16 protein-coding genes and 1 pseudogene are annotated in these 14,769 nt (G+C 70.9%); 2 read left to right on the top strand and 15 right to left on the bottom strand.

What is annotated here, in order from left to right; translation table 11 throughout:
- Positions 1–247: 247 nt before the first annotated feature.
- Positions 248–1,021 carry a class I SAM-dependent methyltransferase gene (locus ACIBVL_RS39165; RefSeq protein ID WP_399105305.1) on the bottom strand — a complete coding sequence of 258 codons (774 nt, stop codon included), beginning with the start codon at positions 1,019–1,021 and terminating at the stop codon, positions 248–250.
- Between the two features lie 130 nt (positions 1,022–1,151).
- Between ACIBVL_RS39165 and ACIBVL_RS39170 the strand changes: the two genes are divergently transcribed.
- On the top strand, positions 1,152–1,532 hold the full coding sequence (locus ACIBVL_RS39170; RefSeq protein WP_399105307.1) for a DUF192 domain-containing protein: 381 nt from the start codon (positions 1,152–1,154) through the stop codon (positions 1,530–1,532).
- Here ACIBVL_RS39170 and ACIBVL_RS39175 read toward each other — a convergent pair.
- From ACIBVL_RS39175 to ACIBVL_RS39235, 13 genes and pseudogenes are all read right to left on the bottom strand, one after another.
- Positions 1,507–2,124, bottom strand: coding sequence for an OmpA family protein (locus tag ACIBVL_RS39175; RefSeq protein ID WP_399105309.1), 618 nt, complete (start codon positions 2,122–2,124; stop codon positions 1,507–1,509). The genes ACIBVL_RS39170 and ACIBVL_RS39175 overlap by 26 nt on opposite strands.
- 8 nt (positions 2,125–2,132) lie before the next feature.
- Positions 2,133–2,717 (bottom strand): hypothetical protein, encoded by a 585-nt coding sequence (locus tag ACIBVL_RS39180; protein WP_399105311.1) that lies wholly within the window; start codon positions 2,715–2,717, stop codon positions 2,133–2,135.
- A 16-nt stretch (positions 2,718–2,733) separates the two neighbouring features.
- Positions 2,734–3,615 carry a pilus assembly protein TadG-related protein gene (locus ACIBVL_RS39185; protein ID WP_399105419.1) on the bottom strand — a complete coding sequence of 294 codons (882 nt, stop codon included), beginning with the start codon at positions 3,613–3,615 and terminating at the stop codon, positions 2,734–2,736.
- A pseudogene (locus ACIBVL_RS39190) lies at positions 3,595–4,305 on the bottom strand (response regulator); the annotation flags it as partial. The gene ACIBVL_RS39185 and the pseudogene ACIBVL_RS39190, both read right to left, overlap by 21 nt.
- On the bottom strand, positions 4,286–5,551 hold the full coding sequence (locus ACIBVL_RS39195; RefSeq protein ID WP_399105313.1) for a sensor histidine kinase: 1,266 nt from the start codon (positions 5,549–5,551) through the stop codon (positions 4,286–4,288). The gene ACIBVL_RS39195 and the pseudogene ACIBVL_RS39190, both read right to left, overlap by 20 nt.
- 9 nt (positions 5,552–5,560) lie before the next feature.
- A complete protein-coding gene (locus ACIBVL_RS39200) occupies positions 5,561–6,448 on the bottom strand; it encodes a DUF5936 domain-containing protein (RefSeq protein WP_399105315.1) in 888 nt (295 codons plus the stop codon).
- A gap of 13 nt (positions 6,449–6,461) precedes the next feature.
- The gene (locus ACIBVL_RS39205; protein WP_399105317.1) at positions 6,462–7,406 is read right to left on the bottom strand and encodes a type II secretion system F family protein; all 945 of its coding nucleotides are present in this window, start codon (positions 7,404–7,406) and stop codon (positions 6,462–6,464) included.
- 5 nt (positions 7,407–7,411) lie between these two features.
- A complete protein-coding gene (locus ACIBVL_RS39210; protein ID WP_399105319.1) occupies positions 7,412–8,749 on the bottom strand; it encodes a CpaF family protein in 1,338 nt (445 codons plus the stop codon).
- A 17-nt stretch (positions 8,750–8,766) separates the two neighbouring features.
- Positions 8,767–9,123 carry a TadE/TadG family type IV pilus assembly protein gene (locus ACIBVL_RS39215; RefSeq protein WP_399105321.1) on the bottom strand — a complete coding sequence of 119 codons (357 nt, stop codon included), beginning with the start codon at positions 9,121–9,123 and terminating at the stop codon, positions 8,767–8,769.
- A 1-nt stretch (position 9,124) separates the two neighbouring features.
- Complete coding sequence (locus ACIBVL_RS39220; RefSeq protein WP_399105323.1) at positions 9,125–9,520, bottom strand: TadE/TadG family type IV pilus assembly protein; 396 nt, start codon at positions 9,518–9,520, stop codon at positions 9,125–9,127.
- Positions 9,521–9,524: 4 nt separating this feature from the next.
- Complete coding sequence (locus tag ACIBVL_RS39225) at positions 9,525–10,778, bottom strand: CpaE family protein (RefSeq protein ID WP_399105325.1); 1,254 nt, start codon at positions 10,776–10,778, stop codon at positions 9,525–9,527.
- Positions 10,779–10,791: 13 nt separating this feature from the next.
- Entirely contained in the window at positions 10,792–11,499 is a 708-nt protein-coding gene (cpaB, locus tag ACIBVL_RS39230; protein WP_399105327.1) for a Flp pilus assembly protein CpaB, read from the bottom strand.
- Positions 11,500–11,555: 56 nt separating this feature from the next.
- Positions 11,556–12,425 (bottom strand): hypothetical protein, encoded by an 870-nt coding sequence (locus tag ACIBVL_RS39235; RefSeq protein ID WP_399105329.1) that lies wholly within the window; start codon positions 12,423–12,425, stop codon positions 11,556–11,558.
- A gap of 239 nt (positions 12,426–12,664) precedes the next feature.
- Between ACIBVL_RS39235 and ACIBVL_RS39240 the strand changes: the two genes are divergently transcribed.
- Entirely contained in the window at positions 12,665–14,374 is a 1,710-nt protein-coding gene (locus tag ACIBVL_RS39240) for a chitinase (protein WP_399105331.1), read from the top strand.
- Positions 14,375–14,473: 99 nt separating this feature from the next.
- Here ACIBVL_RS39240 and ACIBVL_RS39245 read toward each other — a convergent pair whose 3' ends face one another.
- Positions 14,474–14,764, bottom strand: coding sequence for an SCO4225 family membrane protein (locus ACIBVL_RS39245; protein WP_399105333.1), 291 nt, complete (start codon positions 14,762–14,764; stop codon positions 14,474–14,476).
- Between the last annotated feature and the right edge of the window lie 5 nt (positions 14,765–14,769).

A 14,769-nucleotide genomic window follows, 5' to 3' on the forward strand; every position in this document is an offset into this window, starting at 1 on the left:
ACCCGCGCTTGAACTTACGCGAGGTCGACGGCAGATGCGAACCGCTTGCGATAACGATGTGGAAACCTCATGGAGATTGAGGGGCGTTATGCGGCGGAGTGGACCGTAATGCCCTTTTCGCTTTCGTGACGAAGCCGACATGAACCCCCAGGGGAAGGGGCACGGACGACTTCCCGACGTCAGGAGGCGCGGAGCTTCGGCACGGCCCCCTGGACGGTGGTTCTTGGCCAACCTTCCCCTGAAGGGGCTAGGGACGCCGGGCCTCGAAGAGATGGCGGGTGCTGTGGGCCACGAAGGGGCCCTCCGCTCTCATCCGCTCGTGCAGGGCGCGGAGTTCGCGCTCGTACGCCGCGACGGTGAAGCCCGGCACCATCCACACCACCTTGCGCAGGAAGTGGACGACGGCGGCGATGTCGCAGAACTCGATCCGGAGGCGTTCGGCGCGCAGGTCGACGATCTCCAGGCCCGCCGCCTCGGCCTCGGCCCGCTCGTGATCCGGGTGACGCCCGCTGCTGACCTCCTGGGGCTGCGGCCCGAGGAAGTACTCGACCAGCTCGAAGACGCTGCGGGGGCCGACATGCTGGGCGAAGTAGGTTCCGCCGGGGCGCAGCACCCGCGCGATCTCGCCCCACAGGGGCCGAACCGGGTGCCTGCTGACGACCAGGTCGAAGGTGGCGTCCGCGAAGGGCAACGGGGAGTCCTCCGCGGACGCGACGACGGCGATGCCGCGCGGTCGCAGCAGGGCGGTGGCCTTGGCGACGTTCGCCGGCCAGCCCTCGGTCGCGACGGTGAGGACAGGTGCGGCGGCGGCCCTCCCGAGGGCGAAGTCCAGCACCTCCCCTCCCCCGGTCTGGATGTCGAGCGCGGCCGTCGCCCCGGCCAGCCGCCCGGCCAGCGACTCCGCGTACCTCCACGACGGCCGCGCCTCGGTGGCCCGCCCCTCGAACCACGAGAAGTCCCATCCCTCGGTCGGGACGGCGGCGCCTTCGGCCAGGAGGTCTTCGAACGTCCTGTCAGTCATGCGATACGTCATACCGCAGAAGCGCCACGCCGTTGCCGGAGGGGCCGGATTACGCAGACGGCGGTCACCTCGCCGTGGCCCGGCTCGGTACCGTGCCGAGGGTGGCGACGCGGCTGAGGGGAGACGGGGTATGGCGCGCTGGCGGGACGGGTGGGGCGAGCTCGTGGTGGGGGGCGGGGAGGGCGGGGTCCGGGTGCCGCTGGAGATCGCCGCCTCCTACCGGGCGCGCACCAAGGGGCTGCTCGGGCGCGACTCCGTGGAGGGGGCGATGCTGCTGTCACCGGCCGGGAGCGTGCACACCTTCGGTATGCGGATGCCGATCGACGTCGCCTATCTCGACCGGCGGCTCACCGTCGTCGCCGTACGCACCATGCCACCCGGACGGCTGGGCCTGCCCCGGCTCCGGTCCCGGCATGTGCTGGAGGCGGCGGCCGGGGCGATGGAGGAGTGGGGGCTTCGGGTGGGGGTGCGGGTGGAGGTGACGGTCAGTTCGCCGTACGGGGGAAGGTGACCTCCACGCGGCGGTTCTTCTTGCGGCCCTCCTCCGTGGAGTTGTCGGCGATGGGGTACTGCTCGCCGTAGCCGCGTACCTCGAAGGTGATGGCGGGGTTGTTCAGGTCGCCCGCGAGTTCGGCCTGGACGGCGTCGGCGCGCTGCTTCGACAGGACGTCGCCGTGGGCGGAGGAGCCGAGGTTGTCGGTGAAGCCGAAGACCCGGACCAGCTTGGTGTTCTGCTTCTTGATCTCGTCGGCGATCACCGCGATACGGGCCTTCGCGTCCGCGCCGAGCGTCGCGCTGTCCTTGCCGAAGAGGACCTCCGCCTGGAGGGCGAACGTCACGTCCGCGTTGGTGTCCTCACGGCGTTCGTCCCCGGACTGGTCCTCCACGACCTGCTTGATGTCCAGCACCTTGGGCTCGGCCAGGGTGCCGCCCGCGGGCAGCTTCAGGTCCGGGTCGTTGGGGTCCACCTCCACCGGCGCGGAGGCGGTGGGTTCGGTGCCCGGGGGGACGCTGGGGGCGGTGTCGTCGGCCTGGGCCGTGGGCGCCACACCGACGATCAGGAGGGCGGCCGCTGCCACCGCGAGAGTGAGACGTGGGGTCATGACCGGCCTCACCCGGAGATCTTGATGACCGCGCTGGGGAACAGCGGGAGCTGGAAGGTGACGTCCGTGGAGCCGGGGGGCGGGGCGGGGAACTGGAGGAAGACGTCGATGGCTTCCCCGGCCTTGAGGGTGGAGAAGCCCGTGGTGGTGAGGGGGCGTCCGTCTGTGTCGCGGAGGACGTAGTAGCGCTTCTTGCTCTTGGAGTCGACGAGGGTGGCTCCGCCGAGGGACCTGCCGTTGTTCATGATCTCGGTTTCGTTGCCGCTCAACTCCACGGGAATCACGGCTACTTCCGACCCGTCGTTCTTCAACTGGCCGTTGATCGTCACGAACCCGCCCGAGTCCCGTACGGCGGAGGTGATCTGGAGAAGAAGCCCGCTGGGACCCTTCAGCTCGGCCAACGGCTCCTCGGACTGGCCCTCCTGTGCTTCCGGCTGCGATCCACTGGCCTGGGAGGCTGAGGACGAGCTCTGGGGCTTCTTGTCGTCCCCGTCACCACCACCGCCGCATGCGGCAGCCCCGAGGGCCAGACCGGCCACGACCGCCAGCGCGGCCATCCCCCTGCGGGCTTTCGCCGTGCATCGCATGTTCATCACTCTGCTTCCTTCTTCAGCCAGTGGTCAGGTGGACGTCGAAGAGGTCCTCGGGCCCGGGCAGATCGGTCAGGTCCTCCGGGTCCAGCTCCCAGTCCACGTCGTCGCACGTGAGCGTCGGCAGTGCGTCGTCCTCGGCGTCGTCACCCGGTAACTCGAACGAGCACAGCGGCTCGATCACTGCGGTGGCGGAGGCATGCGATCGCTTGGTGCTCGTGATGGGCACCACAGAGTCTCCCATTGCCTTGTTCGTCTGTACGGTGACGCTGTAGCTCAGATGACCGTCAGGGATGCATTGGACGGTGCCCGCGTCGTTCATCGACGCAAGTTCCGTGGCCCGCCAGCACGAATCGGTGGCCCCGACACCGTCGAAGATGTCCTGCCACTTGGTCGGGTCGCGGACGTCCAGCTCCCACTGGCCGGCCAGCTGGTCCCTGGTCTCCTGAGCCGCCGCCAGCGCCGCCGCATCGGCCGCGGTCTGGGCGCCGTTGCGGTTCACCGCGGCCTGGCCGACCGCGAAGTACGCGAACGCGAGAAAGAGCAGGCCCGCCACCACCGTGATGTAGATGGGGAAAGCCTGCCCCCCGTCGCCGCGTGCCCGACGTCGTGTCAGGGAGCCACCTTGGCGATCTGAGCCGTCAGTTTGTTGACGATGGTCGCGCCCAGATTCGTATTCGCGATCAACACCACGATCGCCACCACCACCGCGATGATCCCCAGATACTCCACCGCGGTCTGCCCCTTGTCGTCGGCGGCGCGGCGCCGTACCGCCTCCGTCACCCGGAGCTTGGCCGCGATGGCGGTCCTCAGCAGCAGGTCGCTCATGGCGTTCCTCTCGGTTTGAGGCACTGGCGTGAGGAACGTACGACGGAACGCCTGATCCGGACGAGGGTCCCAGGGCCCAATTTCCCAGCCACTTGGCCGCCGCCTCGGCGCGGCTGCTGCTGTGCAGCTTGGCGAAGATGCGGTTGACGTGGTTCTTGACCGTCTTCTCGCTGATGAAGCACGCGCCGGCGATCTGCTGGTTGTTCAGGCCCGAGGCGATGAGGTCCATGATCTCCGCCTCCCTCGCGCTCAGCCGGAACCCCGCCCTGTGTCTCGACGACACCGACGACTGTCCCACAGTTGATTGCACCTGCGAAAGCACTTCGGCAGAAGTGGTGGAAAACAAGGGGCTTGAGGCGAGATCGGCATGTGCATTCGCACTGCCTCGCGTCACCTCCCGCACCGCCGCCGTCAGCTCCTCCACCGTGAACTCGCCGTGGACCAGGTAACCGCCCGCTCCGAGGCGCAGCGCCTCCCGGACCACCGTGGACTCGTGGCTGTACGTCAGCATCAGGACCGCGGTGATGCGGGCCAGGTGCGGGAGGGCGGAGAGGCCGTCGACGCCGGGCATGCGGACGTCGAGGAGGACGACGTCGGGGCGGTGGCGCGCGGCCGCCTCGTAGGCCTCGCGGCCGTCCGCCGCCTCCGCCACGACGGTGATGTCCTCGCGGCCCGAGAGGAGCGCGGTCAGGCCCGCGCGGACCACCGGGTTGTCGTCGGCCACCACGACACGTACGGCGTCGTCAGGGGGTCGGTGCGGCATGGGGCCTCCTCTCGGGGGTGAGCGCCGCCAGCGGGAGTTCCAGGCGTACCTCCGTGCCCCGGGCGTGGTCGCCGCTGTCGATGCGGAGGCGGGCGCCCACGCAGGCGGCCCGCTCGGCCATGCCGACCAGGCCGAAGTGGCCGGTGCGACGGAGGTGTTCGAGGGTGGTGCCGGGCGGGAGGCCGCGGCCGTCGTCCTGGATGCTGAGGGTGAGGTGCTCGCCCTGGACGCCCGCGCGCACCTCCACGGCGGTGGGGGCGGCGTGGCGGTGGGCGTTCTCCATGGCTTCCGCGGTGATCGTGAGGAGCTGGCGGGCCACGGCGGGCGGGACGGGGAGGGTCGTACGGTCGCCGGTGGGGCGGTAGGTGACCGGCAGCCCGGTGCGGTGGGCGAAGTCGCTGGTGCGGGCGGCGAGTTCGGGGAAGACGTCGACGCCCTGGTCCGCCTCGCGGCGCAGGTCGGTGAGGAGTTCACGGGACTCCGCGGCGGCGCGGCGGGCCGAGCGGGCGACCAGTTCGGCGTGTTGGCGGACCCGGGCCGGGTCGAGGTCGGCGGAGCCGGCCAGGGCGTCCGCCGTCAGCGCGACGCCGTGCAGGGTCTTGGCCACCGAGTCGTGCATCTCGCGGGCGAGGCGGGCGCGTTCGGCGGCCACCGCCTCGGCGACCGCGAGCCGGGCCTTGACGGCGGTGAGGGCCTGGGTGGCCGCGCCGAAGCGGAGCATCAGGCCACGCATGGACGAACCGACCGCGCCGGTGATCACGCAGAAGCCCGGCAGGAGCAGCCGCTCGGCGAGACCGGACTGCGAGCCCTGGCCGACGGTCGCGTGCACCAGCAGCAGGATCAGCGACTGGAGCGAGGCGAAGCAGGCTGCGCCGCGCCAGCCGTAGACGATGCCGGCCAGCAGGGGGGTGCAGACGCTGACGTAGGCGAGGGTGGTGTCCGGGCCGGCGGAGATCAGCAGGAGGGTGCCGAAGACGGTGTCCACGGCCAGGAGGGTGGGGTGGCGCAGGAGGAGGGGGCCGAAGCGTTCCCAGTCGCGGAAGAGGACGTAGGAGCCCATGAAGGTGACGACGACGGCCGCGCCGACCAGGCGGACGCCCAGGCCCGGGGAGGCGTTGAGGAGGGCGGCGGGGGCGGCCACGGCGATCATGGCGAGGCGGAAGCCGAAGACCTGCCGGCACATCGCCTGCAGGGCGTTGACCTGGAGCGGGAGCGGCGCCTCGCCCTTGCTCTTCATGAACCTCATCGGGCCCGCCTACTCCCCCGTGATCGAGCTGAAGTCCGTCCCGGAGCCGAGCAGCATTCCCGCGCCGAGCAGGAGCATGGTCGCCGGGACCATGAACGTCGTGATCATCAGCGTGGCCTTGGGGACCGCGCGGGCCGCCTTGCGGCGGGCGTTCTGGGCGTCCGTACGGCGCATGTCCTTGGCGATCGCGACGAGCGTGTCGACGATCGGCGCGCCGAGTTCCTCGCCCTGCTGGAGCGCGGTGACGAACATGGCGACCTGTTCGGAGTCGTTGCGGCGGCGCAGTTCCTCGAAGGCCTCGCGGCGGCTCACGCCGAGGTCCATCTGGCGGAGGGTGATGCGGATCTCGTCCGCCCAGGGGCCCTCGTACTTGGACGCCACCCGGTCGAGGGCCTGGCGGAAGCCGAGGCCGGCGCTGACGACGACGGCGAGGACGTCGAGGAAGTCCGGCAGGGTGCGTTCGATGGCGTCCTTGCGGACCCGGATCGCGGACCAGATGCCCACCTCGGACCAGAAGGCGGCGAAGGCCAGCATGAGCAGCGCGATGAAGAAACTGCCCTGGAGGAGGGCGGCCAGCGCGCCGAGGCCGCCGATCGCGCCGTAGACCGCGCGGCGGGCGGCGTAGCGGTCGATGGTCAGGCCGCCCGGGTTGCCCGCGAGGTCGATCCTGCGGCGGTAGCGGGCGACCTGCTTGGGGCCCATCAGACGGAGGACGGCGGGGGCGTAGCGCATGCCCATGCGGTCGACGAGCGAGCCGACGGCGCCGGTGCGGGTGGCGCCGACCTCCAGGGCCAGCACCAGGTCGCTGGGGAGTTTCACCTCGGCCCGGTACATGCGGATCCCGGCGAAGATGCCCCAGACGCTCAGGCCCATGGCGAGGGCGAGAAGGAGTTCCATGCTCTGCGTCCCCTCAGACGTCGATGCGGGACATACGGCGGATGAGGAGGAACCCGACGGCGTAGAGGCCGAACGCGATGATCACGCAGGCCTGGCCGATCGCCGACCCCGTCATCCGGTCCAGCGTGCCGTCGCTGACGCTGTCCATCAGGAACAGGGCACCGATGCCGAGGACCGGGACGGCGTACGAGGTCATGTTGACCTGGGACAGCTGCGTGCGCACCTCCCGCCGTGTCTCCTTGCGCTCCTCCAGCGTCTCCGTCAGGTTGCGCAGGGCGCCGACGACCTGGCCACCGGCACGGTTGGAGAGCACCAGGGTGGTGACGAGGACGACCAGCTCGCGGGAGGGGAGGCGGTCGGCGAGCTCGCCGAGGGCGTCGTCCATGGAGTGGCCGACCGCCAACTGGTTGGCGACCTTGCCGAGTTCCTCGCCAGCCGGGGCCTCCAGCTCCTCCGCCGCCATGCCGATCGCGGTGCGCAGGGCGAGACCGGCGTGGGTGGCGTTGGCCAGGATGCGGGCCAGTTCGGGGAGTTGGTTGATGAACTTCTCGATGCGTTTCTGGCGCTGCCAGGTGAGGAACTGCAGGGCCGCCCAGATGCCCAGCAGTCCGGCCAGCGGGCCGAAGAAGGGGGCGAGGACGGCCTGGCCGACCAGCCACAGCCCCGCCACCGCCGCCAGCATGTACACGAAGAACTCGCCGGGCGTCACGTCCAGACCGGTGGCCGCCAGCTTCAGTTCCAGCCTGCGGCCCGTCTTGGTACGGCGCAGGCGCCGGTCCAGGTCGCGGAAGCGGCGCCGGCGTCCGCTCGGGGGGGCCTGGCCGGTGTACGACAGCCGTTCCACGAGGGCGGCGCGCTGGGCGCGGCCCTTGGCGTAGACGTGCACGCCCGCGACGGCCAGGGCGCAGGTCAGGAGGGTCACGCCGGTGGTGAGGGTGATGAGGGTGTCGAGATCCATGGCTGCTACCGGGCTTCCCTTGTCGTCAGTTCGAGTGCGTCCCGTGCGACCCCGAACGCCTGGGGGATCGGCTGGCTCGCCATGTAGAGGCGGTCGGCGCTGCGGCGCGGGAGGGGGAAGTGCGCGAAGGCGCCGGGAACGCGGCCGTCGGCGGTCATCGGCTGGGCGTTGAAGCGGGCGATCGTCGCCAGCCGGTACGGCTCCGAGCCGTGGCTGTCGAGCAGGGCGATCTCGGTGACGCGCCGGGCGCCGTCGGCGAACCGGGTGAGCTGGACGATCACGTCGACCGCGCTGTTGATCTGGTCGTGCAGGGCGACGAAGGGGATCTCCACGTCCGACATCGACGCCAGGGTCTGCAGCCGCATCAGCGCGTCCTCCGCGCTGTTGGCGTGGACGGTGGCCAGGGAGCCGTCGTGGCCCGTCGACATCGCCTGGAGCATGTCGAGCGACTCACCGCCCCGGACCTCACCGACCACGATCCGGTCGGGGCGCATCCGCAGGGAGTTGCGCACCAGGTCGCGGATGGTGATACGGCCGTTGCCCTCGACGTTCGGCGGACGGGACTCCAGGCGGATCACATGCGACTGCTGGAGCTGGAGTTCCGCCGAGTCCTCGATGGTGATGATGCGTTCGCTCTCGGGGATCAGCCCGGAGAGGGCGTTCAGCAGGGTCGTCTTCCCGGTGCCCGTCGCGCCCGAGACGATCACGTTGAACTTCGCCTGCACCAGGCCGGCCAGCAGATACAGCATGGGTTCGTCGAGGGAGCCGAAGCCGATGAGTTCGTTGAGGGTGAAGGAGCGCGGGAAGCGGCGGATGGTGAGGATCGGGCCGGTGAGGGACAGCGGCGGAATGATCACGTTGACGCGCTCGCCGGACGGCAGCCGCGCGTCCACCATCGGGTTCGTCTCGTCGACCCGTCGGTTGACGGTCGAGACGATCCGCTCGATGGTCTGCATCAGCTGGTCGTGCGAGGCGAAACGGAGGGGGAGCTGCTCCACCCGGCCGGCCCGCTCGACGAAGATCGCGTCCGGGCCGTTCACCATGATCTCGGTGATCGACGCGTCCTCGAGGAGCGGCTCCAGAATGCCGAGCCCCAGCGCCTCGTCGACCACCCGCCGGATCAGCTGCGAGCGCTCCCCCGTCGACAGCACCGGGCCCTCGCGGCTGATGATGTGCCCGAGCACCCGCTCGAGCCGCGCCCTGCGCTCGGCCGCCGCGAGCGAACTCATCTCGGCGAGGTCGATCTCCTCGAGCAGCTTCGTACGGTAGGAGGAGACCAGATGGCCGTCCTCGCCCCGGCCGCCCTGCTCCTCGGGGGTGGTGATGCGTGCCCGCAGGCTCATGGCTTCGCCGCCTTCCTTCAGTGGTCCACCGGCATCGTGGCCGTCTTGCGGGCCGTGCCGAAGTTCCCGATGCCGGGGATGACGGACGGGATCCTGACCTCGGCGGTGACCTGGACCTCGTCGCCCAGGTAGGCGGGTGGGCAGCTCACGGTCAGCCAGCTGCTCACCGCCCGGCTGCAGTCCCCCTGGACATCCCCGTCGAGTGAGGCGCTGCGCGCCCCGGTCCGGGCCGCCGTCCCCGCCTGCTGGGCGGCGTACGCGATCAGTCCGAGCTGTACGGCGGCCAGCCCCACCAGCAACAGGAGGGGCAGGAACCCCAGGTACTCGAGTGCCACCTGCCCCCGGTCGCCACGCCTGCGCTGTCCGTACGGCATCTCAGTCGCCGTCCTCTTCCTCTACGGCGCCGGCGTGGCCGTGCACCGGGAACGGGAAGTCGATCAGGCCCGGGAAGAGGACCGGGACGCGCAGTGTGACGTCGGCCGTCACATAGCCGCTGCCGCCGCAGCTCACCTCGGCGTTCCCCCTCCACGCGTCGCCCAGCTTGTCCAGGCCCGCCTGCTCGCAGACCCCCGGCCGCTGCCCCGGAGGCACCGCCGTTCCGGCCCGCACCGCCTCGTCGGCAGCATTCCCCGCGAGCGTGAAGGTGTACCCCACCAGCACGAACTGCCAGACCAGGACGAGGGTCACGATGATCAGCGGTGTCATGCCGAGGAACTCGACGGTGACCTGCCCCCGGTCACGGCGGCCCGCCGGCGTGAAGAGCCTCCTCATGGCCTCACTCCTTCCGCCGCCGGAACCCGACCGCCCCCCGGTCCCCGCCCCGCCCGCGCCCGCCCCGGCGCACGACGGCCCCGTCCGGCGCCTTCACCAGCCCGAGTTCGGCCGCGAGCGCCCACAGGGCCTGACGGACGGTTCCCTTGCCGTCGAGGGCGTGGACGCGGCCGGCGTCGACCGCGGCCTGGAGTTCCTTGAAGTTGGCGGGGATGGCGGTCGCGGCGACGGCCGTGCCGGTGATCTTGTGGATGAGCGGTGGCTGGATCTCCGTACCGCGGCTGTGGCGGTTGACGACGACGGTCGTCTCCTCGGCCTTGCGGACCTGGAGCCGGTCCCACATGCGGACGGTGCGTTTGGCGCCCCGGACGGCCACCACGTCCGGGGTGGTGACGAGCAGCGCGCGGTCGGCCATCTCGACGGCGGCCGCGCCGGCGCCGCTGAGCTGGGCGCCGCAGTCGACGACGACGACCTCGTAGCGGGAGCGCAGGGCGCTGAGGATCTGGCGGACGGCTCGGTCGGTGACCTCCTCGCCGCGCTCGCCCTCGCCGGGGGCGAGGAGCAGGGCCAGGCCGGTGTCGTGCCGGAAGACGGCCTCGGCGAGGATGCGGGGCGAGATGTCGGTGATGGCGGCGAGGTCGACGACCGAGCGGCGGAACTGGACGTCCAGGTAGGAGGCGATGTCGCCGGTCTGGAGGTCGAGGTCGACGAGGGCGGTGGGGCGGCCGGAGGCCTGGGCGGCGAGGGCGATCTGGACGGCGGTGAGGGTGGCGCCGACGCCTCCCTTGGCACCGCTGACCGTGACGACCGTACCGCCGACTCCGGTGAACACGTCGGCCCCGTGGCCGAGATGACGCCGTACGCCGACCGACCACTGGGCGACGGCCTGGACCCGGCTGGCCAGTTCCTCGTAGCTCAGCGGGAGGGTGACGAGCCCGCGCGCGCCGGAGTCCATCGCGGCCTGGAAGAGACCGGGTCCGACGTCCGTGGTGACGAGGATGACGCCGACCGCCGGGAAGCGCAGGGCGACCTCGCGGACCAGCTCCAGGGCCGGTACGGGGCCGATGCGTTCGTGGACGACGACGACCTCGGGGAGTTCGTCGACCGACTCGGCGGCCAGGCGGGCGAGGGTGTCGACGAGCTGGGTGGAGTCGGCGACCGGGGGAACCGGTTCGGCGTCCGGGAGCTGGCTGAGCAGGGTGGTGAGGGAGCGGACCGCGTCCGCGTCGCCGACGGCCGGGAGGATCCTCGTGGGCATGGGCGGCGGCCTCTCACTTGTCCGTGGCGAGTTCGTACGTACGGTCCTGGTCGGGGACCGTGGTGTCGCCGCCGGGGGCCACGAGGGCGAGGCGGACACGCTTGGCGAAGGACTCGGCGTAGGTCATGCGCTGGGCGTCGAGCGTGGAGAGCGCGAAGGTGATCGGGACGACCTCGGTGGCGGACCGGTCGCGGTCGTCCTGGTCGCGTTGGAGGACGGGCAGCTCGCCGACGTCGAGTACGCGCGCGTTGGTGACGATGATCTTCGACTGGTCGGGGTCGGTGTCGCGGGCGCCCTCGAAGGTGGCGTACACGTTGACGGAGGAACCCGGGGTGATCTTTCCCGCCACGCCCGTGGCCGCGTCGATCATGATCGCGACCTCCTGCTGCCCCGGCCGCAGGGCGGGCTGGTCGACGAACATGTCGCTCTGCAGGAGCGAGCCCTTCTTGAGTGTCGTCACGGCGATCTTCTTGCGGATCGCGGCGAGATCGGTCACGGCGTTCTCCGACAGCCAGCGCTCGGGCATCTCGATCTTCTTGAACTGGCCCGCGCTGAGGGGGGTGTACGGCGCCACGTCGGACCGCAGCTCGTACGCGGTGACCTCGGGGCCGACCTTGGAGTTCACGTCGTCGATGACGGAGAGGACGCCGGCGAAGGCCGCGAGGGCGCACAACACCGACAGGAGCAGGAGAATCACGCCGCGGCGCTGACGGGAGTTCATGAAACCGTGCAACCTCGTTGGGGGTCGGGTCGAGCGGGAAGGGTCTTTCGGCGGTCTCAGCCGCCCGCGGTGAGCGCGCGGACGGGGCGGGCGGTGAGTTCGGAGGCGGGCGGCGGGGTGGCGGAGCAGAACACGCAGCGGTCGCCGATGACGTCGATCCCGCACCAGTGGCAGACGCCCTGCCGGACCGAGGCGACCAGCTGGTAGAGGACCGACAGGTCGGGCAGATAGGAGCAGAACTCGATCAGCTTGGGGGTTCCCCACCACTCGGCGGACTCGGCCGGGGCCTCGGTCTCGCGCAGGCCCTGCACCCGCCAGGCGGGGGCGAGCGTGCCGGTGACCCAGTCGGACTGCAGCTGGCCGCGGCCGACGAGCATCCAGGTCCCGAACTCGGGACCGGGAAGGACGACGTCCGGGGCGGCCTTGACCAACTCCGCCTGGGGATGGGCGAGCACGCCGAACTGACTACCCGGAACCCATGACCTCGCATGCGACTTCAGCCCGACGACCGGAACACGGTCGAGCCGGGCGACGGACCCGAGGAGCGCGCCGGCGTGGATGTAGTGGGTGAGCAGCCGGCCCGCCGAGGCCAGCACGCCCGGCCCGAGATCGCAGGAGGCGAGCTGGCGCAACTGGCGGGCGAGGACGGCGACTCCGAGCGGCGGCAGATCGGGCCGGAAGAGCGCGATGCGGTCGCTCTCGAGCAGCGAGCGGATGGTGTGCAGCCGCTGCTCCACGGCCGGCGGGGCCGCCCGTGAGTACACGACCACCAGATGCCCGTACTGCTCGAGCAGCAGTTGGACGGCGGTCAGGGCCTCGTCGAGCGGCCGGCGGTCGAGGCCGTCGAGCACGGCGGCGGGCAGGGTCCGTTCGTCCTGCGGCGGCAGGGCCAGATCGGCGCCGGTCACGGCAATGGCAGTTGGCACGCGCAGCTCCCCGATTCCCGCGGCCCGGCCCACCGGGGTTACTCCGGTGCACCGAGGTGACTTCATTGCGTGACTACCTCAGCACTGTAACCACGCCCCTGTGGCCGGAGAACAGCTTTCCGTAGCCGGTGGCCAACTGTTCTTCTCACAAGTCCTCCCATATGAGGGCATGTTGCGCACACGAGCCCTCCACGACCGGACCCCTTGACAACGGAATTGGTCTGGACCAACTTGTTGTCATGTCCCCACACAAAGGCATGTGCCCACGCACACGATGGACCCGGCTCCGGTCGGGAGCGGCAATCGCCGCCCTCACCCTCTCCCTGGCGGGCGCGGCTCAGGCGTCCGCCGCGGACCTCGACAACGCCAAGAACGCCGGCTTCGAGTCCGGCCTGACCGACTGGACCTGTTCCGCGGGCAGCGGTACGACGGTCTCCTCCCCCGTGCACGGCGGTGCGGCCGCCCTGAAGGCCACCCCCGCGGGCCAGGACAACGCCAAGTGCACCCAGACGGTGGCCGTGAAGCCCAACTCGACCTACGCGTTGAGCGCATGGGTGCAGGGCGGCTACGCCTACCTGGGCGTGACCGGCACGGGCACGACGGACGTGTCGACGTGGACCCCCGACTCGTCCTCCTGGAAGCAGCTGTCGACGACCTTCACCACCGGCTCGTCGACCACCTCGGTGACCGTCTACACACACGGCTGGTACGGCCAGCAGCCCTACTACGCGGACGACGTCTCGGTCTACGGCCCCGACGGCGGCGGTGGCGGCGACCCGGCCCAGACGATCCCGTCCGCACCGGCCGGCCTCACCGTGTCCGGTACGACCTCGTCGTCGGTGTCCCTGTCCTGGTCCGGGGTGTCGAACGCGACGGGCTACACCGTCTACCGGGGCGGTACGAAGGTGACCTCGGTGACCGGCACCTCGGCGACCGTGACCGGGCTCGCGGCGTCGACCTCGTACAGCTTCCAGGTGACGGCGACGAACACGGCGGGCGAGTCGGCGAAGTCGACGGCGGTGACGGGGACGACCTCCGCGACGGGCGGCGGGGGCGGCGGTGCGCTGCCCCGGCACGCGGTGACGGGCTACTGGCAGAACTTCAACAACGGCGCGACGGTCCAGCGCCTCTCGGACGTCTCCGCCCAGTACGACATCATCGCGGTGGCCTTCGCCGACGCGACGACCACACCGGGCGCGGTGACCTTCAACCTCGACTCGGCAGGGCTGGGCGGCTACACGGTGGACCGGTTCAAGGCCGACATCAAGGCGAAGCAGGCCGCCGGGAAGAAGGTCATCGTCTCGGTGGGCGGCCAGAACGGCACGGTGTCGGTGAACGACACGGCCTCCGCGTCCGCCTTCGCGAACTCGGTGTACACGCTGATGCAGACGTACGGCTTCGACGGCGTCGACATCGACCTGGAGAACGGCCTCAACCCGACGTACATGACCCAGGCGCTGCGGTCGCTGTCGGCGAAGGCCGGGGCCGGGCTCGTCCTGACGATGGCACCCCAGACGATCGACATGCAGTCGACGTCGAACGCGTACTTCCGGACCGCCCTGAACGTGAAGGACATCCTCACGGTCGTCAACATGCAGTACTACAACAGCGGTTCGATGCTGGGCTGCGACGGCAAGGTGTACTCGCAGGGCTCGGTGGACTTCCTGACCGCCCTGGCCTGCATCCAGCTGCAGGGCGGCCTGTCCCCGTCCCAGGTGGGCCTCGGACTGCCGGCCTCCACGAGCGGCGCGGGCAGCGGCTACGTCCCGCCCACGGTGGTCGACAACGCCCTGGACTGCCTGACGAAGGGCACGAACTGCGGCACCTTCAAGCCCGCGAAGACGTATCCCGACCTGCGGGGCGCGATGACGTGGTCGACGAACTGGGACGCGGCGGCGGGGAACGCGTGGTCGTCAGCGGTGGGGCCGCATGTGCACGCGCTGCCGTGAGACGCGGCGGTCGCGGTGAGGTGAGCTGAGCGGGCGACGCCCGGTTCCCGGCAGGGCCGGGGCCGGGCGGGCGCATGCGCGGTCCCGTCCGAAGGCCGATCACCTGCTCCGACCGCGCAGGGCGCGGGAGCACCAGCCGATGATCGTGGCGTTGAACAGAGCGCCGAAGACGATGGCGAGCAGGGTCATCGAGAGGTGGTCGGGCAGGAAGATCAGGACCAGGCTGGCGGGGGCCGTGGCGAGGAGGGGGACGACTCCTGCCATGGACTCGCCCGAGTCGTCCACGGCCGACATCACCAGGGCCCAGGTCAACAGCCCCGCGCAGACCGCGAGATAGGCGAGGGCGACGACATCGGTGAGGGCGTGGCGCAGGCGGCCTGCGAGGGTCACGGGGG

Origin of the sequence: Streptomyces sp. NPDC049687 (genome assembly GCF_044465285.1) — a bacterium.
In the GTDB taxonomy this organism is placed as follows: Bacteria; Actinomycetota; Actinomycetes; order Streptomycetales; family Streptomycetaceae; genus Streptomyces.

Excerpts from the sequence above, each read along its gene's own strand:
- ACIBVL_RS39165 (WP_399105305.1), bottom strand. The coding sequence starts at position 1,021 with ATGACTGACAGGACGTTCGAAGACCTCCTGGCCGAAGGCGCCGCCGTC.
- ACIBVL_RS39170 (WP_399105307.1), top strand. The coding sequence starts at position 1,152 with ATGGCGCGCTGGCGGGACGGGTGGGGCGAGCTCGTGGTGGGGGGCGGG.
- ACIBVL_RS39175 (WP_399105309.1), bottom strand. The coding sequence starts at position 2,124 with ATGACCCCACGTCTCACTCTCGCGGTGGCAGCGGCCGCCCTCCTGATC.
- ACIBVL_RS39180 (WP_399105311.1), bottom strand. The coding sequence starts at position 2,717 with ATGAACATGCGATGCACGGCGAAAGCCCGCAGGGGGATGGCCGCGCTG.
- ACIBVL_RS39195 (WP_399105313.1), bottom strand. The coding sequence starts at position 5,551 with ATGAGGTTCATGAAGAGCAAGGGCGAGGCGCCGCTCCCGCTCCAGGTC.
- ACIBVL_RS39200 (WP_399105315.1), bottom strand. The coding sequence starts at position 6,448 with ATGGAACTCCTTCTCGCCCTCGCCATGGGCCTGAGCGTCTGGGGCATC.
- ACIBVL_RS39205 (WP_399105317.1), bottom strand. The coding sequence starts at position 7,406 with ATGGATCTCGACACCCTCATCACCCTCACCACCGGCGTGACCCTCCTG.
- ACIBVL_RS39210 (WP_399105319.1), bottom strand. The coding sequence starts at position 8,749 with ATGAGCCTGCGGGCACGCATCACCACCCCCGAGGAGCAGGGCGGCCGG.
- ACIBVL_RS39215 (WP_399105321.1), bottom strand. The coding sequence starts at position 9,123 with ATGCCGTACGGACAGCGCAGGCGTGGCGACCGGGGGCAGGTGGCACTC.
- ACIBVL_RS39220 (WP_399105323.1), bottom strand. The coding sequence starts at position 9,520 with ATGAGGAGGCTCTTCACGCCGGCGGGCCGCCGTGACCGGGGGCAGGTC.
- ACIBVL_RS39225 (WP_399105325.1), bottom strand. The coding sequence starts at position 10,778 with ATGCCCACGAGGATCCTCCCGGCCGTCGGCGACGCGGACGCGGTCCGC.
- cpaB (WP_399105327.1), bottom strand. The coding sequence starts at position 11,499 with ATGAACTCCCGTCAGCGCCGCGGCGTGATTCTCCTGCTCCTGTCGGTG.
- ACIBVL_RS39240 (WP_399105331.1), top strand. The coding sequence starts at position 12,665 with ATGTCCCCACACAAAGGCATGTGCCCACGCACACGATGGACCCGGCTC.